Source organism: Citrobacter portucalensis, assembly GCF_002042885.1.
Lineage (GTDB): Bacteria > Pseudomonadota > Gammaproteobacteria > Enterobacterales > Enterobacteriaceae > Citrobacter > Citrobacter portucalensis.
This window is the reverse complement of record NZ_MVFY01000006.1, coordinates 202,652-229,325: the sequence shown is the minus strand read 5'-3', so window position 1 is coordinate 229,325 and position 26,674 is coordinate 202,652. Positions and strand designations below refer to the sequence as shown.

At 51.6% G+C, this 26,674-nt stretch carries 24 protein-coding genes; 18 read left to right on the top strand and 6 right to left on the bottom strand.

The window, feature by feature from the left end; all coding sequences use genetic code 11:
- Positions 1-59: 59 nt before the first annotated feature.
- Entirely contained in the window at positions 60-722 is a 663-nt protein-coding gene (fsa, locus tag BZK40_RS11430; protein WP_032942786.1) for a fructose-6-phosphate aldolase, read from the bottom strand.
- A gap of 132 nt (positions 723-854) precedes the next feature.
- Here fsa and BZK40_RS11425 point away from each other — a divergent pair, with 132 nt between their 5' ends.
- The 4 genes from BZK40_RS11425 to BZK40_RS11410 all read left to right on the top strand — a co-directional run bounded on the left by BZK40_RS11425 (position 855) and on the right by BZK40_RS11410 (position 6,647).
- Positions 855-1,754, top strand: coding sequence for a glycyl-radical enzyme activating protein (locus BZK40_RS11425; RefSeq protein WP_079934654.1), 900 nt, complete (start codon positions 855-857; stop codon positions 1,752-1,754).
- 5 nt (positions 1,755-1,759) lie between these two features.
- Positions 1,760-4,192, top strand: a complete 2,433-nt coding sequence (locus tag BZK40_RS11420) for a glycyl radical protein (RefSeq protein WP_079934653.1) — start codon at positions 1,760-1,762, stop codon at positions 4,190-4,192.
- Positions 4,193-4,416: 224 nt separating this feature from the next.
- Positions 4,417-5,232, top strand: coding sequence for a Cof-type HAD-IIB family hydrolase (locus BZK40_RS11415; RefSeq protein ID WP_079934652.1), 816 nt, complete (start codon positions 4,417-4,419; stop codon positions 5,230-5,232).
- A 152-nt stretch (positions 5,233-5,384) separates the two neighbouring features.
- The gene (locus BZK40_RS11410) at positions 5,385-6,647 is read left to right on the top strand and encodes a DUF1479 domain-containing protein (protein ID WP_079934651.1); all 1,263 of its coding nucleotides are present in this window, start codon (positions 5,385-5,387) and stop codon (positions 6,645-6,647) included.
- A gap of 78 nt (positions 6,648-6,725) precedes the next feature.
- Here the strand turns inward: BZK40_RS11410 and BZK40_RS11405 are convergent, their stop codons facing one another.
- The gene (locus tag BZK40_RS11405; protein WP_008784214.1) at positions 6,726-8,318 is read right to left on the bottom strand and encodes an ABC-F family ATPase; all 1,593 of its coding nucleotides are present in this window, start codon (positions 8,316-8,318) and stop codon (positions 6,726-6,728) included.
- Between the two features lie 232 nt (positions 8,319-8,550).
- Here BZK40_RS11405 and ldtB point away from each other — a divergent pair, with 232 nt between their 5' ends.
- Complete coding sequence (gene ldtB / locus BZK40_RS11400; protein WP_008784213.1) at positions 8,551-9,471, top strand: L,D-transpeptidase; 921 nt, start codon at positions 8,551-8,553, stop codon at positions 9,469-9,471.
- A gap of 94 nt (positions 9,472-9,565) precedes the next feature.
- Here the strand turns inward: ldtB and BZK40_RS11395 are convergent, their stop codons facing one another.
- Together BZK40_RS11395 and mntR are read right to left on the bottom strand one after the other, a co-directional pair.
- Positions 9,566-10,675: an anion transporter gene (locus BZK40_RS11395; RefSeq protein ID WP_079934650.1), complete on the bottom strand. Its 1,110-nt coding sequence runs from the start codon at positions 10,673-10,675 to the stop codon at positions 9,566-9,568.
- Entirely contained in the window at positions 10,672-11,145 is a 474-nt protein-coding gene (mntR, locus tag BZK40_RS11390; RefSeq protein ID WP_003831586.1) for a manganese-binding transcriptional regulator MntR, read from the bottom strand. The genes BZK40_RS11395 and mntR overlap by 4 nt, the downstream gene beginning before the upstream one ends.
- Before the next feature lie 186 nt (positions 11,146-11,331).
- Between mntR and mntS the strand changes: the two genes are divergently transcribed.
- Both mntS and BZK40_RS11380 read left to right on the top strand, forming a co-directional pair.
- A complete protein-coding gene (gene mntS / locus BZK40_RS11385) occupies positions 11,332-11,460 on the top strand; it encodes a manganase accumulation protein MntS (protein ID WP_003831584.1) in 129 nt (42 codons plus the stop codon).
- Positions 11,461-11,736: 276 nt separating this feature from the next.
- Entirely contained in the window at positions 11,737-13,317 is a 1,581-nt protein-coding gene (locus tag BZK40_RS11380; protein ID WP_048235776.1) for a phosphoethanolamine transferase, read from the top strand.
- A 139-nt stretch (positions 13,318-13,456) separates the two neighbouring features.
- On the opposite strand, the gene ompX is transcribed toward BZK40_RS11380, so the two are convergent.
- Entirely contained in the window at positions 13,457-13,972 is a 516-nt protein-coding gene (gene ompX, locus BZK40_RS11375; protein WP_048214619.1) for an outer membrane protein OmpX, read from the bottom strand.
- 411 nt (positions 13,973-14,383) lie between these two features.
- Between ompX and rhtA the strand changes: the two genes are divergently transcribed.
- The 6 genes from rhtA to ybiO all read left to right on the top strand — a co-directional run bounded on the left by rhtA (position 14,384) and on the right by ybiO (position 21,062).
- Positions 14,384-15,271, top strand: a complete 888-nt coding sequence (gene rhtA, locus BZK40_RS11370) for a threonine/homoserine exporter RhtA (RefSeq protein ID WP_008784209.1) — start codon at positions 14,384-14,386, stop codon at positions 15,269-15,271.
- Positions 15,272-15,574: 303 nt separating this feature from the next.
- A complete protein-coding gene (dps, locus tag BZK40_RS11365) occupies positions 15,575-16,078 on the top strand; it encodes a DNA starvation/stationary phase protection protein Dps (protein WP_003035253.1) in 504 nt (167 codons plus the stop codon).
- Between the two features lie 365 nt (positions 16,079-16,443).
- Positions 16,444-17,190, top strand: coding sequence for a glutamine ABC transporter substrate-binding protein GlnH (gene glnH / locus BZK40_RS11360; protein ID WP_003035251.1), 747 nt, complete (start codon positions 16,444-16,446; stop codon positions 17,188-17,190).
- A gap of 137 nt (positions 17,191-17,327) precedes the next feature.
- Positions 17,328-17,987 (top strand): glutamine ABC transporter permease GlnP, encoded by a 660-nt coding sequence (gene glnP, locus BZK40_RS11355; RefSeq protein WP_003035248.1) that lies wholly within the window; start codon positions 17,328-17,330, stop codon positions 17,985-17,987.
- Entirely contained in the window at positions 17,984-18,706 is a 723-nt protein-coding gene (gene glnQ, locus BZK40_RS11350) for a glutamine ABC transporter ATP-binding protein GlnQ (protein WP_048226011.1), read from the top strand. The genes glnP and glnQ overlap by 4 nt, the downstream gene beginning before the upstream one ends.
- Positions 18,707-18,824: 118 nt before the next feature.
- Positions 18,825-21,062: a mechanosensitive channel protein gene (gene ybiO, locus BZK40_RS11345; RefSeq protein WP_079934649.1), complete on the top strand. Its 2,238-nt coding sequence runs from the start codon at positions 18,825-18,827 to the stop codon at positions 21,060-21,062.
- On the opposite strand, the gene rlmF is transcribed toward ybiO, so the two are convergent.
- Positions 21,059-21,985 carry a 23S rRNA (adenine(1618)-N(6))-methyltransferase RlmF gene (gene rlmF, locus BZK40_RS11340; RefSeq protein WP_016152368.1) on the bottom strand — a complete coding sequence of 309 codons (927 nt, stop codon included), beginning with the start codon at positions 21,983-21,985 and terminating at the stop codon, positions 21,059-21,061. The genes ybiO and rlmF overlap by 4 nt on opposite strands.
- Positions 21,986-22,196: 211 nt before the next feature.
- Here rlmF and mcbA point away from each other — a divergent pair, with 211 nt between their 5' ends.
- From mcbA to ybiJ, 5 genes are all read left to right on the top strand, one after another.
- Positions 22,197-22,457, top strand: coding sequence for a DUF1471 family periplasmic protein McbA (gene mcbA / locus BZK40_RS11330; protein ID WP_079934648.1), 261 nt, complete (start codon positions 22,197-22,199; stop codon positions 22,455-22,457).
- Positions 22,458-22,749: 292 nt separating this feature from the next.
- Positions 22,750-25,035 carry a catecholate siderophore receptor Fiu gene (locus tag BZK40_RS11325; protein ID WP_079934679.1) on the top strand — a complete coding sequence of 762 codons (2,286 nt, stop codon included), beginning with the start codon at positions 22,750-22,752 and terminating at the stop codon, positions 25,033-25,035.
- Positions 25,036-25,078: 43 nt separating this feature from the next.
- Complete coding sequence (gene ybiX / locus BZK40_RS11320) at positions 25,079-25,756, top strand: PKHD-type hydroxylase YbiX (RefSeq protein ID WP_079934647.1); 678 nt, start codon at positions 25,079-25,081, stop codon at positions 25,754-25,756.
- 75 nt (positions 25,757-25,831) lie between these two features.
- The gene (locus BZK40_RS11315; protein WP_079934646.1) at positions 25,832-26,098 is read left to right on the top strand and encodes a DksA/TraR family C4-type zinc finger protein; all 267 of its coding nucleotides are present in this window, start codon (positions 25,832-25,834) and stop codon (positions 26,096-26,098) included.
- A gap of 300 nt (positions 26,099-26,398) precedes the next feature.
- Positions 26,399-26,659 carry a DUF1471 family protein YbiJ gene (ybiJ, locus tag BZK40_RS11310; RefSeq protein ID WP_003831561.1) on the top strand — a complete coding sequence of 87 codons (261 nt, stop codon included), beginning with the start codon at positions 26,399-26,401 and terminating at the stop codon, positions 26,657-26,659.
- The last annotated feature ends 15 nt before the right edge of the window (positions 26,660-26,674 follow it).

Here is a 26,674-nt window from a genome sequence, read left to right as displayed (position 1 = left end):
CCGACCTACAACGGCTCCAACGTAGGCCGGGTAAGCGTTAGCGCCACCCGGCAACAGCATCAGATCGACGTGCGTCCAAATGCACTCTGCCAGTCGTGCTCAAACTTCGCGACGGCAGCATCAACCGCCGGAGAGCTAATCATCTGCTGAGCAACGTCCAGCGGTAGCGTGATGGACTCGCAGCCCGCCAGCAGACAATCCAGTGCCTGACGCGGTGTTTTAAAACTGGCTGCCAGTACTTTGGCGTGCGGGGCATGCATTTTCAGTAACGTCTGCAGGTCGGCCACCGTCTGAATGCCATCCCCTCCTTGCGCATCCACGCGGTTAACGTATGGCGCAACGTATTCCGCACCCGCCAGAGCAGCCAATAACCCTTGAGCTGCACCGTATACCGCAGTACCTAACGTCGGGATCCCTTCTTCTTTCAGCAATTTTATAGCCGCCAGACCTTCTGCTGTCACCGGCACTTTGACCACGATATCAGCAATGATTGCCCGTAGCTTACGCGCATCGCTGACCATCCCTTCGGCGGTGGTCGCCATCACCTGAGCAAACAGACGCCCTTGCCCTCCCATCGCTTCCTGCAGTTGCGGCAGTAGTACTTCCAGCGTCTGGTTCCCTGCCGCCACAATGCTCGGGTTAGTGGTCACCCCTGCCAGCGGGAAAATGCGCGCCAGAGCTTTTACCGCATCAACATCAGACGTATCTAAATAGAGTTCCATAACCTTTCCTCAAACGAATAATTAGCATGAATAAAAGGTAGCACGGCGAAACCTCACGGTTAGTTGACGCATGTCAATATAACTTTCATTCGAAAGTAATTTAATCTTTATACGAAAGAAGAGAGGTCGCTTATGATTTTTAATATCCAGCGCTACTCCACGCATGATGGTCCCGGTATTCGTACGGTGGTGTTCCTTAAGGGATGCTCCCTGGGCTGTCGGTGGTGCCAGAATCCGGAAAGCCGCGCCCGCACGCAGGACCTGCTTTATGACGCGCGTTTGTGCCTCGACGGTTGCGATCTCTGTGCTCAGGCTGCACCCGCGGTGATTGAACGGGCGCTGGGCGGATTACTTATTCATCGCGAAAAACTGACCGATGACGCTCTCACCGTACTGACCGACTGCTGTCCGACTCAGGCGTTAACCGTCTGCGGAGAGGTAAAAAGCGTGGACGATATCATGGCGACCGTATTGCGAGATAAACCGTTTTACGACCGCAGTGGCGGAGGCCTCACCCTGTCCGGCGGTGAACCGTTTATGCAGCCAGAGCTGGCAGCTGCTTTGCTCAAAGCCAGCCACGACGCAGGCATTCATACCGCGGTGGAAACCTGTCTGCATGTCCCGTGGAAGTATATTGAACCATCATTAGCTGACGTCGATTTGTTTCTCGCCGATCTAAAACACGTGGCGGATGCGCCGTTTAAACAATGGACCGATGGGCGTGCCTCTCGCGTACTGGAAAATCTAAAAAAACTGGCTGCCGCCGGTAAAAAAATGATTATCCGCGTACCGCTGATTCAGGGATTCAACGCAGACGAAGCCGCTATTCAGGCCATTACCGATTTTGCCGCCGATGAGCTTCACGTCGGTGAGATCCATTTTTTGCCCTACCACACCCTTGGCATCAACAAATACCACTTACTCAGTCAACCCTACAACGCACCGGATAAACCGCTTGATGCGCCAGCACTGCTCGAATTTGCCCAGCAGTACGCCAGCCTTAAAGGTTTAACCGCGACCCTACGAGGATAATCGCCATGACCACTCTGAAACTGGACACACTCAGCGACCGTATCAAAGCGCATAAAACGGCCCTGATCCACATCGTGAAACCACCGGTTTGTACCGAGCGCGCCCAGCACTATACCGAGATGTATCAGCAACACCTGGATAAGCCTATCCCGGTACGTCGTGCACTGGCACTAGCTCATCATCTGGCGGAACGCACCATCTGGATCAAACATGACGAACTGATCATTGGTAACCAGGCAAGCGAAGTGCGTGCCGCGCCTATTTTCCCGGAATACACCGTCTCCTGGATTGAAAAAGAGATCGACGACCTCGCCGACAGACCGGGCGCAGGCTTTGCGGTAAGCGAAGAGAACAAACGTGTATTGCATGAGGTGTGCCCATGGTGGCGTGGTCAGACCGTGCAGGATCGCTGCTACGGGATGTTCACTGATGAGCAGAAAGGGCTGCTGGAAACCGGCATTATCAAAGCCGAAGGTAACATGACCTCCGGCGACGCACACCTGGCGGTAAACTTCCCGCTGCTGCTGGAAAAAGGTCTCGACGGCCTGCGTCACAAAGTCGATGAACGTCGCTCCCGCATCAATCTGACATGTCTGGAAGACCTCCATGGCGATCAGTTCCTGAAAGCGATTGATATCGTGCTGGAAGCCGTCAGCCTTCACATTGAGCGCTTTGCCGCGCTGGCGCGTAAAATGGCGTCCACGGAAACCCGCACCAGCCGTCGAGATGAACTGCTGACCATGGCGGAAAACTGCGATGTGATCGCCCATGAGCCGCCAAAAACGTTCTGGCAGGCATTGCAGTTGTGCTATTTCATCCAGCTGATCCTGCAAATTGAATCAAACGGTCACTCGGTGTCGTTTGGTCGTATGGATCAATACCTCTACCCGTTCTATCGTCGCGACGTCGAGTTGAACCAGAGTCTGGATCGTGAGCACGCCATTGAACTGTTGCACAGCTGCTGGCTGAAACTGCTGGAAGTGAACAAAATCCGTTCCGGCTCCCATTCGAAAGCCTCGGCGGGCAGTCCGCTGTATCAGAACGTGACCATTGGTGGTCAAAACCTGATCAACGGCCAGCCGATGGATGCCGTCAACCCGCTCTCCTACGCGATTCTGGAGTCCTGCGGCCGTCTGCGTTCTACGCAGCCAAACCTGAGCGTGCGTTATCACGCGGGGATGAGTAATGACTTCCTTGATGCCTGCGTGCAGGTGATCCGCTGCGGTTTCGGGATGCCAGCCTTTAATAACGATGAAATCGTCATACCGGAATTCATTAAGTTGGGCATTGAACCGCAGGATGCCTATGACTATGCGGCCATTGGGTGTATCGAAACCGCAGTCGGCGGGAAATGGGGCTACCGTTGCACCGGCATGAGCTTTATTAACTTTGCCCGCGTGATGCTGGCGGCACTGGAAGGTGGGCGTGATGCCACCAGTGGCAAAGTCTTTCTGCCACAGGAAAAAGCGCTCTCGGCTGGTAACTTCAACAATTTCGACGAAGTGATGGATGCCTGGGATACGCAAATCCGCTACTACACGCGTAAATCCATAGAAATTGAGTATGTCGTCGACACCATGCTGGAAGAGAACGTGCACGATATTCTGTGTTCCGCGCTGGTAGACGACTGCATTGAACGGGCGAAAAGCATTAAGCAAGGCGGCGCGAAGTATGACTGGGTATCGGGTTTGCAGGTGGGTATTGCCAACCTCGGTAATAGCCTGGCAGCAGTGAAGAAACTGGTCTTTGAACAGGGCGCTATTGGTCAACAACAGCTGGCCGCCGCGCTGGCCGATGATTTTGACGGTCTGACCCATGAGCAGTTACGCCAACGACTGATCAACGGCGCGCCGAAATACGGCAACGATGACGATAGCGTTGATACGCTGCTGGCCCGCGCTTATCAGACCTATATCGATGAACTGAAACAGTATCATAATCCGCGTTACGGACGTGGCCCGGTTGGCGGCAATTACTACGCCGGGACCTCATCTATTTCGGCAAACGTGCCGTTCGGCGCAGCAACGATGGCAACGCCGGATGGCCGTAAAGCACACACTCCGCTGGCAGAAGGCGCAAGCCCGGCCTCCGGTACGGACCATCTCGGCCCAACGGCGGTAATTGGTTCGGTGGGTAAACTGCCGACCGGTTCGATTCTCGGCGGCGTGCTGTTAAATCAGAAGCTCAACCCGGCCACGCTGGAAAATGAATCCGATAAGCAAAAGCTGATGATCCTGCTGCGTACCTTCTTCGAAGAGCACAAAGGCTGGCATATTCAGTACAACATTGTCTCCCGTGAAACGCTGCTGGAAGCCAAAAAACACCCGGATCAATATCGTGACCTGGTGGTGCGTGTCGCAGGCTATTCCGCCTTCTTCACCGCCCTGTCTCCGGATGCGCAAGACGACATCATCGCGCGTACTGAACATATGCTGTAAACAATATTGTCGGCCGGATGAGATTCCACACCGCCATCCGGCACGCCACCCTCCCCATTGCCGGATACGCTGACGCTTATCCGGCCTACAACGACTCTCCCCGTAGCCGGGTAAGGCAAAGCTACCATCCGGCTTTTTACTTTCATTCGAAATTAAATTTGTGCTACAGGTCACATTGTTATTAGAATGTTTCTGGTTGCAGTAATCGCCAGGAGCCTATCTTTATGACCATCAAAGTTATCGTCACCGATATGGACGGAACTTTTCTCGACGACGCCAAGAAATACGATCGTGCACGTTTTATGGCGCAGTATCTGGAACTGAAAAAACGAAATATCGAATTTGTCGTGGCCAGCGGTAACCAGTATTACCAGCTGATCTCCTTTTTCCCGGAGCTCAAAGAGGAAATTTCTTTTGTCGCTGAGAACGGGGCTTTGGTCTTTGAACATGGCAAACAGCTGTTTCACGGCGAGCTTACCCGCCACGAATCCCGTATTGTCATTGGTGAACTGCTAAAAGATAAGCAGCTCAACTTTGTGGCTTGTGGGCTGCAAAGCGCTTACGTTAGCGAAAATGCGCCGGAGTCCTTTGTCGCATTGATGTCAAAACACTACCATCGCCTGAAACTCGTAAAGGATTATCAGGATATCGATGATGTGCTGTTCAAGTTCTCGCTAAATTTACCGGACCAACAAATCCCATTGGTTATCGATCACCTGCATGCTGCGCTGGACGGCATTATGAAGCCAGTCACCAGCGGCTTCGGGTTTATCGATCTGATCATTCCGGGCCTACATAAAGCCAACGGGATCAGCCGCCTGCTTAAACGCTGGAACCTGTCACCGCAAAACGTAGTCGCCATTGGCGATAGCGGAAACGACGCGGAAATGCTGAAAATGGCGCACTACTCTTTCGCCATGGCCAACGCGGCAGAGAATATCAAAGCGATTGCTCGCTATCAGACCGACGACAATAACCATCAGGGCGCGCTGAACGTAATTCAGGCTGTGCTGGATAACACCTCCCCTTTTAACGTCTAATCCTGCCAACCGGGGTATCCCTCATCCCGGTTTTCACTCTTTTTCTATTTTGCTCACTCCATCAAGTTTTAAACTTGCGTTAACTAAATTTTAACTTATATTATCATCTGTAAGTTAGTTAAGTTTCGAATGAAAGTTAATGCGAGGTGGATATGGCTTTTACTTTTACCAGCGACACGCTGCCTGCCGATCACAAAGCGGCAATCCGGCAGATGAAACAGCAACTGCGGGCACAGCTTGGGGATGTTCAGTTAATCTTCAATCAGTTGAGCGATGCTATCGCCACCCGCGTGGCGGAAATCAACGCCCTCAAAGCGCAAGGTGCCCCAGTGTGGCCAGTGATATCTTATGCAGATATCAAAGCGGGCCACGTAAGTGCAGAGCAGCGTGAAGATATTAAGCGTCGCGGATGCGCAGTCATTAAAGGTCATTTCCCTCGCGAACAGGCTCTCGGATGGGACAGCTCAATGCTGGACTATCTGGACCGCAACCACTTTGACGACGTCTATAAAGGACCCGGCGATAATTTCTTCGGTACTCTGAGCGCATCACGGCCTGAAATCTACCCCATCTACTGGTCCCAGGCGCAGATGCAGGCCCGCCAGAGTGAAGAAATGGCCAATGCACAGTCGTTCCTCAATCGTTTGTGGACCTTTACAAGCGAAGGTAAACAATGGTTTAACCCGGATATCAGCGTTATTTACCCTGACCGCATTCGCCGTCGACCGCCGGGAACCACGTCTAAAGGGCTGGGCGCGCATACGGATTCCGGCGCGCTGGAACGCTGGCTTCTTCCGGCATATCAGCAGGTCTTTGCTCATGTTTTCAATGGCAAGCTGGAAGATTACAATCCGTGGCAGGCGGCGCATCGCACTGAGGTAGAAGAGTACACGGTGGATAACACCACCAAATGTTCGGTATTCCGTACCTTCCAGGGCTGGACTGCACTGTCCGATATGCTGCCAGGTCAGGGATTGTTGCATGTGGTCCCGATCCCTGAAGCGATGGCGTATGTGCTGTTACGCCCATTGCTTGACGATGTGCCGGAAGATGAACTTTGCGGCGTCGCGCCCGGCCGGGTGCTGCCGATTTCCACGCAATGGCATCCTCTGCTGATTGAAGCGTTAACCAGCATTCCACAACTGGACGCCGGAGACTCCGTCTGGTGGCATTGTGATGTGATTCACTCCGTCGCACCGGTGGAAAATCAGCAGGGTTGGGGTAACGTGATGTACATTCCTGCCGCACCGATGTGCGAAAAGAATCTGGCCTACGCCCACAAAGTGAAGGCCGCGCTGGAAAAAGGTGCATCACCGGGTGATTTTCCACGGGAGGATTATGAAACTAACTGGGAAGGACGCTTCACGCTGGAGGATTTGAATATCCACGGTAAACGCGCGCTGGGGATTGTTTAATTTTATATCCCCTTATCCCTAAGTATCTCGTGTTACAGGTGCAACCATCACACCTGTAACACGAGAACGACGGGAGACTTATTCGACGCCTTTACTACGCAGGTAATCTTCGTAGTTACCGGTGAAGTCGATTACGCGTTCCGGCGTAATTTCAATCACGCGGGTTGCCAGCGAGCTGACGAACTCACGGTCATGAGAAACGAAGATCAGCGTGCCCTGGTACATTTCCAGCGCCATGTTCAGCGACTCGATAGACTCCATATCCAGGTGGTTGGTCGGTTCATCCATAACCAGGATATTCGGTTTCTGCATCATCAGCTTACCGAACAGCATGCGTCCTTTTTCACCACCGGAGAGGACTTTTGCAGGTTTCTTGATATCGTCCTGGCTGAACAGCAGACGACCAAGGAAGCTACGTACTACCTGCTCATCATCGCCTTCCTGCTTCCACTGACTCATCCATTCGAAAACGGTCAGATCGTTTTCGAACTCGTATTCATGATCCTGCGCGTAGTAACCGACCTGGGCGTTTTCAGACCACTTAACGGTACCGTTGTCCGGCTGTAAGTCGCCAACCAACGTTTTCAGCATAGTGGATTTACCCACGCCGTTGGCACCAATGATGGCAACCTTCTCCCCTACTTCCAGCAGCAGGTTGAAGTTTTTAAACAGCGGGCCTTCATCAAAACCTTTCGCCAGCGCTTCCACTTCCAGCGCGTTACGGAACAGTTTCTTATCCTGTTCGAAGCGGATGAACGGGTTCTGACGGCTGGACGCTTTCACTTCGTCGAGCTTAATCTTATCAATCTGACGCGCACGAGAAGTCGCCTGTCGAGATTTAGACGCGTTGGCGCTAAAGCGGCTGACGAAGGATTGCAGATCGGCAATCTGTGCTTTCTTCTTGGCGTTATCGGCCAGCAGACGTTCACGCGCCTGGGTTGCCGCCGTCATGTATTCGTCGTAGTTACCCGGATAAACACGCAGTTCGCCGTAGTCCAGATCCGCCATGTGCGTACAGACCATGTTCAGGAAGTGACGGTCGTGTGAAATGATGATCATGGTGCTGTCACGCTCGTTCAGCGTCTGCTCCAGCCAACGGATGGTGTCGATATCCAGGTTGTTCGTTGGTTCGTCGAGCAGGAGAATGTCCGGGTTAGAGAACAGCGCCTGCGCCAGAAGCACACGCAGCTTCCAGCCGGGTGCGACTTCGCTCATCGGGCCGTAATGCTGTTCTACCGGAATACCTACGCCCAGCAGCAGTTCACCCGCACGCGCTTCCGCAGAGTAGCCGTCCATTTCGCCATACTGAACTTCGAGGTCAGCAACTTTATAGCCGTCTTCTTCGCTCATCTCGGCCAGGGCGTAAATGCGATCGCGCTCCTGCTTCACTTCCCACAGTTCAGCGTGACCCATGATCACGGTGTCGAGCACGGTGAACTCTTCAAAGGCGAACTGATCCTGGCGCAGCTTACCAATGCGCTCGTTAGGATCGAGGGAAACGTTGCCCAGCGTCGGTTCGAGATCGCCGCCGAGAATTTTCATAAAAGTGGATTTACCGCTACCGTTCGCGCCAATCAGGCCGTAACGGTTGCCGCCGCCAAATTTGACGGAAATATTTTCAAACAGCGGCTTACTGCCGAACTGCATGGTGACGTTGCTGGAAACTAACACTGGCGTATCCTGAAAGAGAAAGAAATATGTGACAAACCGCTTATTATGCCATAAGTCTGCAAGAAGATCGCGTCTTCATGCGGAAGGGAAAAAGTGAAACCAAAAGGAAAAAAATGTGATTTAGTACACATCCGAATTCCTTGTTGCTCAGATTGCACATATAATGCGTGCCCAACACTACATAAATCTCAACCCACTAGCCTGCCTGGCACTGAATCTCGCATACATGAATATGAATATGAAATTAACAACGCTTTTCGCGGCGGCACTCGCAATAGTTGGTTTTTGTAATACCGCTTCAGCCGTCACGTACCCGCTGCCGACTGATGGTAGCCGTTTGATTGGCCAAAACCAGGTCATTACTATTCCTGAAGGCAACACCCAACCGCTGGAGTATTTTGCGGCAGAGTATCAGATGGGTCTGTCTAACATGCTGGAAGCCAACCCGGGCGTGGATACCTTCCTGCCGAAAGGCGGCACCGTGCTGAACATTCCTCAGCAGTTGATCCTGCCGGATACCGTGCATGAAGGTATTGTTATCAACAGCGCTGAAATGCGTCTGTACTACTACCCGAAAGGCACCAACACCGTAATTGTTCTGCCGATCGGTATCGGCCAGCTGGGCAAAGACACGCCAATCAACTGGACAACCAAAGTAGAACGTAAAAAAGCGGGCCCAACCTGGACGCCAACGGCGAAAATGCATGCGGAATACCGCGCTGCGGGCGAGCCGCTGCCAGCCGTTGTTCCGGCAGGTCCGGATAACCCGATGGGACTGTACGCGCTGTATATCGGTCGCCTGTATGCCATCCACGGCACCAATGCTAACTTCGGCGTAGGCTTACGCGTCAGCCACGGTTGCGTGCGTCTGCGTAACGACGACATCAAATTCCTGTTTGAAAATGTGCCAGTCGGCACCCGTGTACAGTTTATTGATGAGCCGGTAAAAGCCACTACCGAACCAGACGGCAGCCGTTACATCGAAGTACATAACCCACTGTCTACGACTGAAGCACAGTTCGAAGGCGGAGAAATCGTACCGATTACCCTGACCAAGAGCATTACCAGCATCACCGGCCAGTCTGACGTCGATCAAGCCGTCGTTGAGCAGGCGGTACAGAACCGTTCAGGTATGCCGGTTCGTTTGAACTAATCTGCTATATATGCCCGATGGCGCTACGCTTATCGGGCCTACCAACGCAGTAGGCCGGATTAGGCGCCAGCCGCCATCCGGCACATCACATCAATTACATCAACAGCAGCAAACCATACCCCACCAGCGCCGCCCATATCAGCATCGGTACCGAATACCAATGAAAACGCCACCAGATCCGTCGGTCGTTTGCCATCCGTAACGCAATGAGATTCGCCAGCGATCCCGGCAACAGACCAAAGCCGCCCACATTAACCGCCCAGGCCAGCAGCAGCGTCGGCGGGACATAGTTCAGCAGCAAAATCGTACTGGGCACATTACTGATAAACTGCGACAGGCCAATAGCCGTTAACCAAAGTCCCGGTGCTGAGAGCGTGCCAATCTGGTGGGAAATCCCCTGCAAGGCCGGGAGCTGCGTCAGCAAATGCACATCAATGAACATCGCCATAAATACTAACAGCAACGTCCAGTCCACGCTGAGGATCACGCGACGCGCCAGTACCATGAACCCTGCCGCCACAATAGCCAGACCCCACAGCTCTTGCTTTAACTCCAGCGCCGCCAGGAAGATGATATACAGCGCCAGACAACTCCATACCAGGCGTGGTTGCCAGCCAGGCGCGCGCGTACCGGTATGATAGTGCAACGCTTTATGCGGGAAACTGAACCAGCACAGCACCACCAGCGTCAGCATCATGGCCCCCGCAAGCGGCGCCATTTGCCAGGTAAACGCGGTAAACGATAAGCCTGAGCGTCCCCACATCAGAATGTTTTGCGGATTACCTATTGGCGTGAGCAACGATCCGGCGTTTACCGCCAGCGCCTCAAAGATAATCAGGCGATTCACCGGAATGGCACATAATTTTTTCAGGGTGATGGTCAGCGGAACAACAATAAACAATGCAACGTCGTTGGTCAGAAACGTCGACAACAACGCCGCCGCCAGCACCATAAATATCGCCAGCTGGCGCTCTGTTTTGAAGCGGCGGGTCATCTTGCGACCTAACACATCGAAATAACCGCTTAGCTCCACGCCTTTGGTCAGTAACATCAGGCCGCTAAGCGTGATTATCGTGTGCCAGTCAATCGCCCCTGGCCAAGACCGGGGCGTAAATGGCGTGAACAGACTCAGTACAACCCCAACGATGATTAACAGCTGGAAAAAACGATCGCGCTGTAAAGCACGTAATAAAGGAAAACTCATTCAGAGCCCGTTCCTTGCTGTTGCGTAAACCGGCTAAAAGCCTCCAGCGTTTCCTTACTGACGTGATGCTCCATCCCCTCCGCGTCGCGACGGGCAATTTCCGGGCTGATGCCTAACATCAACAGGAAATTTTCCACAATCTGATGACGTTCCCGGCTCTCCTGGGCCAGTCGTTCACCTTCTGCAGTTAAGAACACCCCACGCCACGGGATCATTTCAATCAATCCGACTGAAGCTAGGCGCTTAAGCATTTTAGCAACCGTCGGCTGGGAAACCCCAAGTCGCGCTGCCATATCCACCTGGCGCGCTTCACCTACCTCAATAATGAGATCGGAAATCAGCTCTACGTAGTCATCAATCAGTTCGCGGCGATGCGCCTCCCGGACCTGACGAAATCCTTCAACGTGTTCTTCGACATTCACCAATTGCGTCACTTTTTTTGTTGTTGGCATACCTGCGCGACGACTCATTCTGCTTCCTCGTTACTGTGACGCGTTAACGGCATCTGATTAGAGAGCGCTCATTGTAAACCAGAGTTGCGTGGGCACAAAAAATTAACGTTTTAGCAATAGCTATATAATATAGCCTGTGCTATATCTGTATATAATAAAGACATCCCTCAAGGACTGATGGGATCGTGAAGTCAGGAGGTTTACATGAATGAATTTAAGAGGTGTATACGCGTGTTTAGCCACTCTCCCTTTAAAGTACGGTTGATGCTGATCTCTATGCTGTGTGACATGATTAACAGCAAACCAGAGCAGGATAAACCTTCAGAAAAATAATGCGGCGTCGCGGTACGCCGCTTCATTTTCCTGCCGTCATTCGGGTACGGTGGTGGTTTTCGTCTCAATAACCCTTCTTTTTGTCAGTTTTGCCACGTCCCTCGCAAAACAATTTCTTTGTAGTAGTTGACCTTCTCTTGCGCACACTCTATCTTTTCGCAGCCCTGCGTATATTGCGGCTCGCGGATGCGGACCCTATCCCTCTTCTCGCTCTCTCAGGCAGGCAATGACCCTTAGCGCCAGGGTAAGCACATGGCGTTTTTGTAACAGTGGCATATGAATTTAACCCTCAAAGATTCAATCATTGCTCGTAGCCGGGCAATTAGTCCGTGGACTGGCCTCTATTTCTTACAGTCTCTGCTAATAAACCTTGCTCTGGGCTATCCGCTTAGCCTGCTCTATAGCGTTGCTTTCACCTGTATATTGATGCTGCTGTGGCGTAGCGCGCCGCGCGCGCAGAAAGCACTGATTGGCATTTGCTCACTCATTGCGGCAATGTACTTTCCGTTCGGCCAGGCTTACGGCTCACCGAACTTCAATACCTTGCTGGCGCTGCACTCAACCAATATGGAAGAGTCAACAGAGATCCTGACCATCTTCCCCTGGTACAGTTATCTGGTTGGGGTGTTTATTTTTGCCCTTGGCGTTATCGCCGTACGCCGTAAAAAAGATGTGCAGCAGCGCAGCTGGAATAAGTTCGACAGCATTTGTTTGCTGTTTAGCGTTGTCGCATTCTTTGTTACCCCGGTACAAAACCTGGCCTGGGGCGGCGTGTTCAAGCTGAAAGACACTGGCTATCCGGTTTTCCGTTTCGCCAAGGACGTTATCGTCAATAACAACGAAGTGCTCGACGAACAAGAGCGTATGGCGAAACTGTCGAGCGTAAAAGACAGCTGGACGGTAACCGCCGTTAAACCGAAGTATCACACCTACGTCGTGGTAATCGGTGAAAGCGCCCGCCGCGATGCGTTAGGCGCGTTTGGTGGTCACTGGGATAACACCCCGTTTGCCAGCTCCGTTAACGGCTATATCTTTGCGGATTACATTGCTGCCAGCGGTTCAACGCAAAAATCGCTCGGCTTAACGCTTAATCGGGTAGTGGATAATAAACCCCAGTTCCAGGATAACTTTGTCACCCTGGCTAACCGCGCGGGCTTTCAGACATGGTGGTTTTCCAATCAGGGACAGATTGGTGAATACGATACGGCCATCGCCAGCATTGCGAAGCGCGCTGATGAGGTTCAGTTCCTCAAAAGCGGTGACTTCGAAGCGGATAAAAACACCCGTGACGAAGCGCTGTTGAAGATGACTGCCCAGGTGCTGGCAACCGAGCGCACCCAGCCACAGCTCATCGTGCTGCATTTAATGGGCTCGCATCCGCAGGCCTGTGACCGAACGCAGGGTAAATACGAGACTTTCGTCCAGTCAAAAGAGACATCTTGTTATCTGTACACCATGACGCAGACGGATGACCTGCTGCGCCAGCTTTACGAGCAGTTACGTAACAGCGGTAATAGCTTCTCGATGGTCTATTTCTCCGATCATGGCCTCGCGTTTAAAGAGCGGGGAAAAGAGGTGCAGTACCTGGCGCATGACGATCAGTTCCAGCAGAATTTCCAGGTGCCTTTCATGGTGCTGTCGAGCGATGATAAAGCGCATCGGGTGATTAAAGCCCGTCGCTCCGCCAATGATTTCCTCAGCTTTTTCTCGCAGTGGACAGGGATAAGCGCAAAGGAAATCACCAACAACTACCGCTTTATCTCAGAGAAAAAAGCCGGGCCGGTGTACATCACCAACTTCAAACTGCAGAAGGTGGACTACAACCATCTGGGTACCGATATTTTCTCAACCAAATAATACGTTGTCGGCCGGATAAGGCATTTTGCTACCGATGCCTGATGCGCTGCGCTTATCAGGCCTACAACGACATTCCTTCCTGCATTACACGCAAAAAAAATCCGCCCCAAGAGGCGGATTTTTCATATCACCGAAGTGATTAGAAGCGGTAACCCACGCCAGCAATCCAGGTGCCAACGTCAACGCTACGAATACGGCTCTGCTCGTAGGAGAAGTCCAGAGCAACGTTTTCGATCGGGTTGAACTGCAGACCAGCACCGTAAGAGAAACCGTAGTCGCTGGTGCTGTGGTTGTCAGCCGGAGATGCTGCGTTCTGGAATTTACCGTAACCAACACCCACTACACCGTAGATGCTTGCCCAGTCGTTCAGACGGTAAGCCGGACCAGCAGTGATGCCGTAGTACTGGGTTTTGTTGTAGTCGCCAGAAGCATCGGTACGATCTTTTTCAGTGTAAGTGAAGGAACCGATAACACCCAGCGGGTTGTTGTCCTGCTCGTAGCGATACTTCAGGTTGAAACCGTTCATTTTGTTCGCTGCGCCCTGAGCATCGCTCTGAGCGTAACCACCGGTAACGGTAGAAGTAGCAGCTACAGCAGTACCTGCGGAGAAAGCCAGAACAGCGGCCAGTGCTGAAAGACATGCAATTTTTTTCATAACCACCTCAAATGTGCTTCAAGTAAATCTTAAGTTTTAAATATACCAAAAATTGATGGGAAACTCTTTGCGATTCGCGATGTCTAATGGGGTCTTTCATGTAACAGAACATTTCAAAAACCCGCTATCTCTTTCAATTAACATCACTTTTTCAACTGAAAATACCATTATTGCGCGCACAATATGGCACATTCATCCAGAACATTCCTAATCACACAGATTATTAATCCATCATTTTCATGCCATTGTACGGAACTGAGCAATTTTTTTTTCAACGAATACTCAACCAGTTGAGCGTAATTCCATTACACTCGCTGTTTTACTTTTCTATACATAAAATCATCTGCGTCGGAACAATGCTGAAGCGTGGCACAGATGGAGACGTGTAATCATCATTTGACAGGAGAAAGGATGCCGGGGTTGTCACGTAAAGCGCCAGTCTGGTTGCCTATTTTGGTTTTGCTTATTGCTATGTCCTCCATTCAAAGCGGAGCATCACTGGCAAAATCGTTGTTCCCACTCGTCGGTGCGCCGGGCGTTACCGCGCTGCGCCTTGCGCTGGGTACGCTCATTCTTATCGCTTTCTTTAAGCCCTGGCGTTTACGATTCGCCAAAGAACAACGCCTGCCGCTACTGTTTTATGGCCTGTCTCTGGGCGGGATGAACTATCTTTTCTACCTGTCTATCCAAACCGTCCCACTGGGAATCGCCGTGGCGCTGGAATTTACCGGCCCGCTCGCGGTAGCGCTGTTTTCATCCCGACGCCCGGTGGATTTCATTTGGGTTGCGTTGGCAGTACTCGGGCTCTGGTTCCTGCTGCCTCTGGGTCAGGACGTTTCTCACGTAGATTTAACCGGCGCAGCGCTGGCGCTGGGGGCTGGCGCCTGCTGGGCCATCTATATTCTTACCGGGCAGCGAGCCGGGGCGGAACACGGTCCGGCAACCGTCGCAGTAGGGTCATTCATTGCAGCTCTGGTATTTGTACCAATCGGCGCACTCCAGGCCGGAGATGCCCTGTGGCACTGGTCCATACTGCCGTTAGGTCTGGCCATTGCAGTCCTCTCTACTGCGCTTCCCTATTCACTGGAGATGATTGCGTTGACGCGCCTGCCTACGCGTACTTTCGGTACATTGATGAGCATGGAACCCGCGCTGGCAGCGGTTTCCGGAATGATCTTCCTCGGTGAAACGCTGACGCTTATCCAGACGCTCGCTCTGGGCGCCATTATTGTCGCATCAATGGGCTCTACGCTCACTATTCGTAAAGAGCCACAAATAAAACAAGTCGACGTGAATTAACCACGTATTATTCTGCATGGTTTGCATAATCATGCAGAATATCCAATTGTAAATCTGCGTGATAATAATTCTAATAAATATAATTTTCTCATCCGCATATTTCATTTAAACTTAAAATTAACATAAAAATAACACCACGCAAGTAACAAAACCCTCATCACATTGATTTTATTTGATATTTTATATTCACCCTTGTCTTCGCTATTAAAGTGATAGGCAACACCGGAAACAAAAATCCAAATTTAGCGCTATACTTAATTCCGTTGAAGAGTTGGGACATAAATATCAAGAGGATATGAAAATATGAGTACCGCGAAACTGGTAAAAACAAAAGCATCCGCCCTCCTTTATACCCGCAACGATGTGTCTGATAGCGAAAAGAAAGCGACCGTAGAACTGCTGAATCAGCAAGTAATCCAGTTCATTGACCTGTCATTGATCACCAAACAGGCTCACTGGAACATGCGCGGTGCAAACTTCATTGCAGTACATGAAATGCTGGATGGCTTCCGTACAGCTCTGACCGATCACCTCGACACCATGGCTGAACGCGCCGTACAGTTGGGCGGTGTGGCACTGGGCACAACTCAGGTTATTAACAGCAAAACGCCTCTGAAAAGTTACCCGCTGGATATCCATAGCGTACAGGACCACTTAAAAGAGCTGGCCGAACGTTATGCCGTAGTTGCAAACAGCGTACGTAAAGCTATCAGCGAAGCAAAAGACGAAGATACCGCGGATATCTTTACCGCAGCTTCTCGCGACCTCGATAAATTCCTGTGGTTTATCGAAGCCAACATTGAGTAACAGCAGACATAAGAATTACCTATATAACCCTCGCTTCGGCGGGGGTTTTGCACATCTATGGTGCATAACATTGATCATTCGTCACTCCAAAGTAAATTATTTGTAATAATCACTTCACACAATCGTTAACGAAAGATTGTTTTATCAACAATTTTTACGCTAAATAGTCATACCGTTTGCACCGTGACTGGTTCGCACCAAATGAGTGCCCCAAAACAGTGCAGATTATTCGCTATGCCCTACTTATTGTGCAGAGAAACGAGACACCCTCTTGTTAAAACAATGAGTTGCAAAATTGGCACGATTTTTTCATTAAGCCATATGTTCTCGCAGGGGATCGCCCCGTGGATATAAAAGGAAATCCTATGAAGTCTGTATTAAAAGTTTCACTGGCTGCACTTACCCTGGCTTTTGCGGTGTCCTCCCATGCCGCAGACAAGAAACTGGTTGTCGCAACCGACACCGCGTTTGTACCGTTTGAATTCAAACAGGGTGACAAATACGTTGGTTTTGATGTGGATCTGTGGGCTGCCGTGGCCAAAGAACTGAAACTGGATTATGAACTGAAACCGATGGATTTCAGCGGCATCATCCCGGCTCTGCAAACCAAAAATATCGACCTGGCACTGGCAGGTATCACCATCACCGATGAGCGTAAAAAAGCGATCGACTTCTCCGACGGCTACTACAAAAGCGGTCTGTTAGTGATGGTCAAAGCGAATAACAACGACGTCAAAAGCGTAAAAGATCTGGACGGTAAAGTCGTTGCAGTTAAGAGCGGCACCGGTTCCGTTGATTACGCGAAAGCGAATATCAAAACCAAAGACCTGCGTCAGTTCCCGAATATCGATAACGCATATATGGAACTGGGCACCAACCGCGCAGACGCTGTACTGCACGACACACCAAACATTCTTTACTTCATCAAAACAGCTGGCAATGGTCAGTTCAAAGCTGTAGGCGAATCGCTGGAAGCCCAGCAGTACGGTATCGCCTTCCCGAAAGGCAGCGACGACCTGCGTGAAAAAGTGAACGGCGCGCTGAAAACGCTGAAAGAGAACGGTACTTACAACGAAATCTACAAAAAATGGTTCGGTACTGAACCTAAATAATAACCGGCAGCGTTGCCCGGTGGCGTGATGCTTACCGGGCCTACGCCTGGATTTTTGAGACCTGTAGGCCGGATAAGCACAGCACATCCGGCAAAACGGGCATTTGAATATTTACACCACGGTAACAGGAACGACATATGCAGTTTGACTGGAGTGCCATCTGGCCCGCCATCCCGCTTTTGATTGAAGGCGCCAAAATGACCCTGTGGATCTCGGTCCTCGGTCTGGCTGGCGGTCTGATAATCGGACTTGCAGCAGGGTTTGCGCGCACTTTCGGCGGTTGGATCGCCAACCACGTAGCGCTGGTGTTTATCGAAGTCATTCGCGGTACGCCAATCGTTGTGCAGGTAATGTTTATTTACTTCGCTCTGCCAATGGCATTTAACGATTTACGCATTGACCCCTTTAGCGCCGCCGTTGTCACCATCATGATCAACTCCGGGGCCTATATTGCGGAAATCACCCGCGGTGCGGTGCTCTCAATCCATAAAGGGTTCAGCGAAGCCGGTTTGGCGCTTGGACTTTCACGCACAGAGACTATCCGCCACGTTATTTTACCCCTCGCACTGCGTCGTATGCTGCCACCGCTGGGCAACCAGTGGATCATCAGCATTAAAGATACCTCGCTGTTTATTGTCATTGGCGTCGCTGAACTGACCCGTCAGGGCCAGGAAATCATTGCCGGTAACTTCCGCGCACTGGAAATCTGGAGCGCCGTTGCGGTGTTCTATCTGATCATTACGCTGGTGCTGAGCTTCATTCTGCGTCGTCTGGAAAGAAGGATGAAAATCCTGTGATTGAATTTAAAAACGTTTCTAAGCACTTTGGTCCAACCCAGGTGCTGCACAATATTGACCTGAACATTGAGCAGGGTGAAGTAGTGGTGATTATCGGGCCGTCAGGATCCGGTAAATCTACCCTGCTGCGCTGCATTAACAAACTGGAAGAGATAACCTCCGGTGATCTGATCGTCGACGGTCTGAAAGTAAACGATCCGAAGGTAGACGAGCGCTTAATCCGTCAGGAAGCCGGAATGGTGTTTCAGCAGTTCTACCTGTTCCCACATCTGACGGCACTGGAAAACGTCATGTTCGGACCGCAGCGCGTACGCGGGGCGAATAAAGAACAGGCCGAGAAACTGGCGAAAGAGCTGCTGGCAAAAGTGGGTCTGGCCGAACGTGCACATCACTACCCTTCTGAACTGTCCGGTGGTCAACAACAGCGTGTGGCTATTGCCCGTGCGCTGGCAGTAAAACCGAAAATGATGCTGTTTGATGAGCCAACCTCAGCACTCGACCCGGAACTGCGTCATGAAGTTCTGAAAGTGATGCAGGATTTGGCGGAAGAAGGGATGACCATGGTGATTGTGACCCACGAAATTGGCTTTGCCGAAAAAGTGGCTTCACGCCTGATTTTCATTGATAAGGGACGAATTGCCGAAGACGGTAATCCGCAGGCCCTGATTGAAAATCCCCCCAGCCAACGCTTACAGGAATTCTTGCAGCACGTTTCCTGATAGCTCAACCTCCCTTCGCCCGAAGGGAGGTTTTTCACCAGAATCCTCTCATTTCAATTCCCTCCCGCTCTGACATCTATACTTATCCTTTTGAATTTATTTTCTCATGGGAGGAGTCATGCGCTGGATCCTGTTCATCTTTGTTTGTCTGTTGAGTCTTCCGACTCAGGCAGTGACGATACCAGGCGTCACCACGCCAACGTCAACCAACGCACAAACCGCCCCGGCAAAGGAGCCGGATGTTGAACAGAAGAAAGCGGCCTACGGCGCACTGGCTGATGTACTGGAAAATGACACCTCGCGGAAGGAACTGATCGATCAGTTACGCAAAGTGGCGACAGCGCCCCCTGCCGAGCCGGTGCCAACCATTGTTCCACCCACATTAACAGAAGAAAAAACGGTGCTGGAAAACGTCACGGATGTCACACGGCACTACGGTGAGGCGCTCTCCAGCCGCTTTGCCCAGCTTTATCGCAATATTACCGATGCACCGCACAAGACCTTTAACCCGCAAACGTTCACCAATGCCCTGACTCATTTTTTAATGCTGGCGGCGTCAGTGTTCGGGTTTTACTGGCTGATCCGCCTGTGCGCGCTGCCGCTGTATCGCAAAATGGGGCAATGGGCGCGGCGGAAAAACCGTGAACGCAGCAACTGGCTCCAGCTTCCGGCGATGATAATCGGCGCATTCATTATCGATTTGCTTCTGCTGGCGCTGACATTGTTTGTCGGGCAAATACTGAGCGACCGAATGAACGCCGGCAGTCGCACGATCGCCTTTCAGCAAAGCCTGTTTCTCAATGCCTTTGCCCTTATTGAATTCTTCAAAGCCATTCTGCGTCTGATATTTTGCCCAACGGTGGCCGAACTGCGCCCGTTTAACATTCAGGATGCCGGTGCTCGCTACTGGAATCGGCGTTTGAGTTCATTAAGCAGTTTGATTGGTTACGGGCTTATAGTTGCCGTTCCCATTATCTCCAATCAGGTCAATGTGCAGGTCGGCGCGATGGCCAACGTCATCATCATGCTGTGTATCACGCTATGGGCGCTGTACCTGATTTTCAGAAACAAGAAAGAGATAACGCTGCATTTACAGAATCTGGCAGAAAGATCGTTAGCTTTTTTCAGCCTGTTTATCCGCGCCTTTGCGTTGGTATGGCACTGGCTGGCCAGCGCCTACTTCATTGTGCTGTTTTTCTTTTCGCTGTTTGATCCGGGCAACAGCCTGAAATTCATGATGGGCGCTACGCTGTGCAGCCTGGTAATCATTGGAATTGCCGCCTTTGTTTCCGGCATGTTTTCCCGCTGGATAGCCAAAACTATTACCCTTTCGCCACACACCCAGCGCAACTATCCGGAACTCCAAAAGCGGCTGAATGGCTGGCTGTCGACGGCGTTAAGCGTGGCCAGGATCCTGACGGTGTGCGTTGCGGTCATGCTGCTATTGAATTCCTGGGGACTGTTCGACTTCTGGAACTGGCTGCATTACGGCGCAGGAGAAAAAACGGTGGATATTCTGATCCGTATCGCGCTGATTTTATTCTTCTCCGCCATCGGCTGGACGATCCTCGCCAGCCTGATTGAAAATCGCCTGGCTTCCGATATTCATGGCCGCCCGCTACCCAGCGCTCGTACCCGAACCCTGTTGACGCTGTTTCGCAACGCGCTGGCGGTGATCATCAGCACGATCACCATCATGATTGTGCTGTCGGAAATTGGCGTTAATATCGCCCCATTGCTGGCCGGGGCCGGGGCGCTGGGGCTGGCAATCTCTTTCGGCTCGCAAACGCTGGTAAAAGATATTATTACCGGGATTTTTATTCAGTTTGAAAATGGCATGAACACCGGCGACCTGGTGACCATCGGTCCACTCACCGGTACGGTTGAACGAATGTCCATTCGTTCTGTGGGCGTGCGTCAGGACACCGGGGCGTACCATATTATTCCCTGGTCATCGATAACGACCTTCGCCAACTTTGTGCGTGGAATTGGATCGGTCGTCGCCAATTACGACGTAGACCGCCATGAGGATGCGGATAAAGCGAATCAGGCGTTGAAAGACGCGGTTGCTGCGGTGATGGAAAAAGATGATATTCGCGGGCTGATTATCGGCGAACCGTCGTTTGCCGGGATTGTAGGATTAACCAATACGGCATTCACGCTACGGGTCTCGTTTACCACCTTACCGCTGAAGCAGTGGACGGTACGTTTTGCGCTCGACAGCCAGGTGAAGAAATACTTCGATCTGGCCAACATACGCGCCCCGGTACAGACGTATCAAGTGTTACCTGCACCAGGGAATGGTCCTGCGTCGGCGGCAAGCGAACCACTACCGCCAACCGAGCCAACGCTTTAGCGTTTACGCGCCATAAAACGACGACGCTGATCGTTATCCATAAAGGTCCAGGCAATAAAGCGACTCTGCTTTTGTCCCTGGGCCATCTCTTTCTTGACCACTTTCACCGCGCCCGCATCCGTTAATGCGTGGTACAGCGGAGGCAAGTTCTCGCCGCGAGAAACCAGTGTAGTAAACCACATCACCTGGCGACCAAAGGCCTGGCTTTCAGCAATCATTTTCTTGATGAACGCCACTTCACCGCCTTCACACCACAGCTCCTGCTGCTGTCCGCCAAAGTTCAGCGCATCGTCTTTGTCCTGTCCCAGATTACGGCGTTTGCGCTCGCTTCCGGCACGGGCTGAGGCCGCAGAATCATGGAATGGCGGGTTACACAATGTGGCTTCATATTGCTCATTTTTGTGAATGATGCCGTTGAAGATTGCCGTTGCATCTTTCTGGCGACGCAGACGAATAGCACGGGTTAATCCCGGATTGGCGTTGACGATCGCCTGAGCGCTGTTAAACGCTTCGCTACTGGTTTCACTACCCGTGAATCGCCAGCCATATTCATGCACGCCGATCAGTGGATAAATACAGTTTGCCCCCACTCCCACGTCCAGCACGCTCGCATTTGCCGGAATGGTTCCGCTGGTTTCACCCAACAGGTCGGCCAAATGGTGTATGTAGTCAGCACGACCAGGCACCGGCGGGCACAGAAAACCATCTGGAATATCCCAGTTTTTCACCGCATAAAAATGCGCCAGCAGTGCTTTATTGAGCGCCTTTACTGCCTGCGGATTCGCGAAATCAACACTCTGCTCGCCGCCGGGCGTGAGGGTGAGAAATTGCGTCAGCTCGGGCGTAACCTGGCATAAAGTCGCAAGATCATAACGGCCATTGTGGCGGTTGCGTGGGTGTAATCCCGGTTTCTGGGGGGACATAGCATTCTCCTTTTAACAGCGGCGTAAGATACCCGCATAACGCCACGCGGTAAACACACTCATCAAGGAAATTTGATTTTTTATGCCTGTTTCATGGCAAATAAATCGTTCAAAAAACAGACGACTGATCATCGATTTTTTGCGGTAAATATCATCCGCAGGCGGCCTAAACTTATCAGGCACCACCTGTTGTTTCTCAGAGGATATCACCATGAAGAAATGCCTCGCATTACTTGCCGCTACCGTACTTACCGGCATGACATTTGCCTCCTTTGCTGCACAGCCATACACCAGCCCAGCTACCGGTCAGCTACAAGCTTCCGGCACCGTATCCGCTACCGGCGCCTCTAATCTGAGCGACCTGGAAGACAAGCTGGCAGAGAAAGCGAAAGAGCAAGGGGCAAAAGGCTTTGTCGTTAATTCTGCTGGCGGTAAAAATCAGATGTACGGCACCGCAACTATCTATAAGTAACCCCCTTCCTTAGCCCAACTGCATTCGTCCCGGATGCAGTTTTCTGCGCGCTGTTCACTTCATTGCAGTTCAATTTGTAATCAATATGTTGGCATTTTGAATCCAATGTAAATAAATGTATTTATTTTTGAATTAATGAATGCTAAAACGTCGCACTGATTAGTAATGCTTATCAAAATCATTATCAATTACACATTCATTTCCGCGAGGCCTGCAGGGTATAACATCCATAGAGATGTCCCTTCGCGCGAGTGAAACCGTCCACTCAAAAAATAATAAGTCACTCATTAACATGGATAAAAATCGCAACTTGCCGTCCAGTAGCTTTCACTCACTGACTTTTTTTGCCGGTCTGTGCATTGGCCTGTCCCCTATAGCTCAGGCTGTCGCTGCGGACGACCAGGATAAAAAACAAGAAGACACTCTGATCGTTGAAGCGGCCAAACCTTCGCTGTACGCCCCAACACAGTCTGCCGACCCTAAATTCTCCCGTCCGGTGGCGGATACAACCCGCACCATGACGGTGATTTCTGAGCAGGTGATTAAGGATCAAGGCGCAACAAATCTGACCGACGCGCTGAAAAACGTCCCGGGCGTTGGCGCATTTTTCGCCGGTGAGAACGGTAACTCCAGCACCGGTGACGCGGTTTACATGCGTGGTGCGGATACCTCGAACAGTATTTATATCGACGGTATCCGTGATATTGGCAGCGTCACGCGCGACACCTTCAATACCGAACAGGTGGAAGTAATCAAAGGTCCTTCCGGTACCGACTATGGACGTAGCGCACCGACTGGCTCTATCAATATGATCAGCAAGCAGCCACGCACTGACTCAGGAATCGATGCATCGGCCAGCGTCGGTAGCGCCTGGTTCCGCCGTGGTACGCTGGACATTAACCAGGTCATCGGCGAGACCACCGCCGCACGTTTAAACCTGATGGGTGAAAAAACGCATGATGCTGGTCGCGATAATGTTAAGAATGAACGTTACGGTGTGGCCCCCTCTCTCGCTTTTGGCTTAGGGACTGAGAACCGACTGTACCTGAACTATCTGCATGTCACCCAACACAACACACCGGATGGCGGCATCCCTACCATTGGCCTGCCGGGATACTCCGCACCTTCTGCGGGGACTTCTGCACTGAATCATTCAGGCAAAGTGGACACGCATAATTTCTACGGTACAAACTCGGATTACGACGATTCGACAACCGATACCGCGACGATACGTTTTGAACATGACCTGAACGACAGCACCACTATTCGCAACACCACCCGCTGGTCGCGCATTAAACAGGATTATCTGATGACGGCGGTGATGGGCGGCGCGTCTAACATCACCCAACCCACCAGCAGCGTCGACAGCTGGACCTGGTCACGCCTGGCAAATACCAAGGATGTCAGCAATAAGATCTTGACCAACCAGACCAACCTGACCTCAACGTTCTACACGGGATCCATCGGTCACGACATCAGCACCGGCGTGGAGCTGACGCGCGAAACACAAACCAACTATGGCGTGGCGCCGATCACCCCACCACCGGTGAATATCTATCACCCCGACAGCAATGTGAATATCGGCGGATTGTCTCGTAACGGCGCCAACGCTAACGGGCAAACAGACACCTTCGGTGTATACGCTTTTGATACGCTACAAATTACCCGTGAATTCGAGCTGAACGGTGGTATTCGCCTCGACAATTACCGCACGGAATATGACAGCGCCACCGCTTGTGGCGCTTCCGGTCGCGGCGCAGTCGCGTGCCCGACAGGCGTGGCCAAAGGTTCCCCGGTCACCACTGTAGATACTGCCAAATCAGGCAATCTGGTGAACTGGAAAGCTGGCGCGCTGTATCACCTGACCGATAACGGTAACGTGTACATCAACTATGCCGTTTCTCAGCAACCGCCGGGCGGCAGCAACTTTGCTCTTGCTCAGGGCGGCAGCGGTAACAGTGCGAACCGTACCGATTTCAAACCGCAGAAAGCGAAAACCAGCGAGATCGGCACCAAATGGGAGGTGCTGGATAAGCGCCTGCTGTTAACCGCCGCGATTTTCCGCACAGATATTGAGAATGAAGTTGAGCAGAACGACGACGGTACCTATTCCCAGTACGGAGAGAAACGCGTTGAAGGCTACGAGCTCTCGGTAGCAGGTAACATCACTCCCGCATGGCAGATTATTGGGGGTTACACCCAGCAACGCGCGACCATCCACAGCGGTAAAAACGTTGCTCAAGATGGATCCTCTTCCCTGCCATATACACCGGAACATGCATTCACGCTGTGGAACCAGTATCAGGCTACCGATGATATCTCCGTTGGCGCAGGCGCTCGCTACGTGGGCAGTATGCATCGCGGTTCCGACGGTGCGGTGGGTACGCCATCCTACACTGAAGGTTACTGGGTCGCTGACGCCAAACTGGGCTATCGCGTGAATCGCAATCTGGATTTCCAGCTAAACGTCTATAACCTGTTCGACACCGATTATGTATCTTCCATAAACAAGAGTGGATACCGCTATCATCCGGGCGAGCCAAGAACTTTCCTGCTCACCGCCAATATGCATTTCTAATCCATCGCGTGGGGCGTAAGCCCCACTTTCAGGAGAAACACTGATGATGTACCACATTCCCGGCGTTCTGTCGGCGCAGGATGTAGCCTGGTTTCGCGAACAACTGGACGCTGCCGACTGGGTTGATGGCCGCGCAACCACCGGCGCTCAGGGGGCGCAGGTTAAAAACAACCAGCAGGTGAATACGCAAAGTGAACGCTACGGCGTTTTACAACAGGCGGTACAGACTGCGGTAAATAACAGCGCGCTTTTCTTCGCCGCAGCACTACCGAAAACGCTCTCCACACCGCTGTTTAATCGCTACCAGGACAACGAGACCTACGGTTTTCACGTTGACGGTGCGGTGCGTAGCCATCCGCAAAACGGCTGGATGCGCACGGACCTTTCCGCAACTTTATTCCTGAGTAACCCGAATGATTATGAAGGGGGAGAACTGCTGGTCAATGATACTTACGGCCAGCATGCGGTGAAGCTTCCGGCAGGCGATCTGGTGCTTTACCCTTCCAGCAGCCTACATTGCGTTACGCCAGTGACCCATGGCGTTCGTGTGGCGTCTTTTATGTGGATACAGTCGATGGTCCGTGACGACAAAAATCGCGCCATGCTTTTTGAACTGGATAAAAACATTCAATCCCTGAAGGCTCGCGATGGGGAGAGCAGCGAGATCCTGTCATTACTCAATCTCTACCATAACCTGCTGCGCGAATGGTCTGAAATCTGATACTGCTAGCGCGTGGTCGTTTTTCAACCATCACCTTCGCTATACTTAGTCTGTAGACATCAGCAGGAGGTACACATGGCATCCGGATGGGCAAATGACGACGCGGTTAACGAACAGATCAACAATACTATTGAAGATGCTGTTGCCCGCGCTCGCGGTGAGTTACCGACGGGGGAAAGTCTGTATGAATGCGAAGAATGCGGCAATCCTATCCCTCAGGCCAGACGTGAGGCCGTGCCAGGGGTACGCTTGTGCATCACTTGCCAACAGGATAAAGATTCACATATCACATCATTTTCAGGATATAATCGCAGAGGTTCGAAAGATAGCCAGCTACGTTGACTTATCTTTACCAAAAGTTTCAGCGCATACGATTTCCTTTACGAGCACGCTTTTTTGCACCCTGTGTAGCAAAATGTGCCGTTGTCGCCTTCTCTGTAAAGCGCAATGACAAGAACTGTAAATCCCTCACTCGAATTTATTAATATTCAATAAGTTATTTGTCATTCAATTTTTTTGATTGATGTCGTCAATTCTATTCGATTTTCTCTCACCAAAAAAAACGTGATACTTATCACATCGACGGAACAACGTCTTCTTAAAGAACACTGACTAACAGAACAACCCTGCGAGAGATTAATCATGAAAAATATCAAATTTGCTGTTGCTGCCATCGCCCTGTCCACCCTGTCATTTGGCGTTTTCGCTGCCGAGCCGGTTTCCTCTACTCAGGCGCAAAACATGAACAAAATTGGTGTGGTATCTGCTGACGGCGCCACTACGCTGGACGGCCTGGAAGCCAAACTGGCTGAGAAAGCGAATGCTGCTGGCGCAACTGGGTACAGCATCACTTCCGCTATCGGCAAAGATAAAATGAGCGGCACCGCGGTTATCTATAAATAACCGAAAGATTACCTG

What these genes read in the sequence shown, in the direction of transcription:
- fsa (WP_032942786.1), bottom strand. Translation starts at nt 722, where the DNA reads ATGGAACTCTATTTAGATACGTCTGATGTTGATGCGGTAAAAGCTCTG.
- BZK40_RS11425 (WP_079934654.1), top strand. Translation starts at nt 855, where the DNA reads ATGATTTTTAATATCCAGCGCTACTCCACGCATGATGGTCCCGGTATT.
- BZK40_RS11420 (WP_079934653.1), top strand. Translation starts at nt 1,760, where the DNA reads ATGACCACTCTGAAACTGGACACACTCAGCGACCGTATCAAAGCGCAT.
- BZK40_RS11415 (WP_079934652.1), top strand. Translation starts at nt 4,417, where the DNA reads ATGACCATCAAAGTTATCGTCACCGATATGGACGGAACTTTTCTCGAC.
- BZK40_RS11410 (WP_079934651.1), top strand. Translation starts at nt 5,385, where the DNA reads ATGGCTTTTACTTTTACCAGCGACACGCTGCCTGCCGATCACAAAGCG.
- ldtB (WP_008784213.1), top strand. Translation starts at nt 8,551, where the DNA reads ATGAATATGAAATTAACAACGCTTTTCGCGGCGGCACTCGCAATAGTT.
- BZK40_RS11395 (WP_079934650.1), bottom strand. Translation starts at nt 10,675, where the DNA reads ATGAGTTTTCCTTTATTACGTGCTTTACAGCGCGATCGTTTTTTCCAG.
- mntR (WP_003831586.1), bottom strand. Translation starts at nt 11,145, where the DNA reads ATGAGTCGTCGCGCAGGTATGCCAACAACAAAAAAAGTGACGCAATTG.
- mntS (WP_003831584.1), top strand. Translation starts at nt 11,332, where the DNA reads ATGAATGAATTTAAGAGGTGTATACGCGTGTTTAGCCACTCTCCCTTT.
- BZK40_RS11380 (WP_048235776.1), top strand. Translation starts at nt 11,737, where the DNA reads ATGAATTTAACCCTCAAAGATTCAATCATTGCTCGTAGCCGGGCAATT.
- ompX (WP_048214619.1), bottom strand. Translation starts at nt 13,972, where the DNA reads ATGAAAAAAATTGCATGTCTTTCAGCACTGGCCGCTGTTCTGGCTTTC.
- rhtA (WP_008784209.1), top strand. Translation starts at nt 14,384, where the DNA reads ATGCCGGGGTTGTCACGTAAAGCGCCAGTCTGGTTGCCTATTTTGGTT.
- dps (WP_003035253.1), top strand. Translation starts at nt 15,575, where the DNA reads ATGAGTACCGCGAAACTGGTAAAAACAAAAGCATCCGCCCTCCTTTAT.
- glnH (WP_003035251.1), top strand. Translation starts at nt 16,444, where the DNA reads ATGAAGTCTGTATTAAAAGTTTCACTGGCTGCACTTACCCTGGCTTTT.
- glnP (WP_003035248.1), top strand. Translation starts at nt 17,328, where the DNA reads ATGCAGTTTGACTGGAGTGCCATCTGGCCCGCCATCCCGCTTTTGATT.
- ybiO (WP_079934649.1), top strand. Translation starts at nt 18,825, where the DNA reads ATGCGCTGGATCCTGTTCATCTTTGTTTGTCTGTTGAGTCTTCCGACT.
- rlmF (WP_016152368.1), bottom strand. Translation starts at nt 21,985, where the DNA reads ATGTCCCCCCAGAAACCGGGATTACACCCACGCAACCGCCACAATGGC.
- mcbA (WP_079934648.1), top strand. Translation starts at nt 22,197, where the DNA reads ATGAAGAAATGCCTCGCATTACTTGCCGCTACCGTACTTACCGGCATG.
- BZK40_RS11325 (WP_079934679.1), top strand. Translation starts at nt 22,750, where the DNA reads ATGGATAAAAATCGCAACTTGCCGTCCAGTAGCTTTCACTCACTGACT.
- ybiX (WP_079934647.1), top strand. Translation starts at nt 25,079, where the DNA reads ATGATGTACCACATTCCCGGCGTTCTGTCGGCGCAGGATGTAGCCTGG.
- BZK40_RS11315 (WP_079934646.1), top strand. Translation starts at nt 25,832, where the DNA reads ATGGCATCCGGATGGGCAAATGACGACGCGGTTAACGAACAGATCAAC.
- ybiJ (WP_003831561.1), top strand. Translation starts at nt 26,399, where the DNA reads ATGAAAAATATCAAATTTGCTGTTGCTGCCATCGCCCTGTCCACCCTG.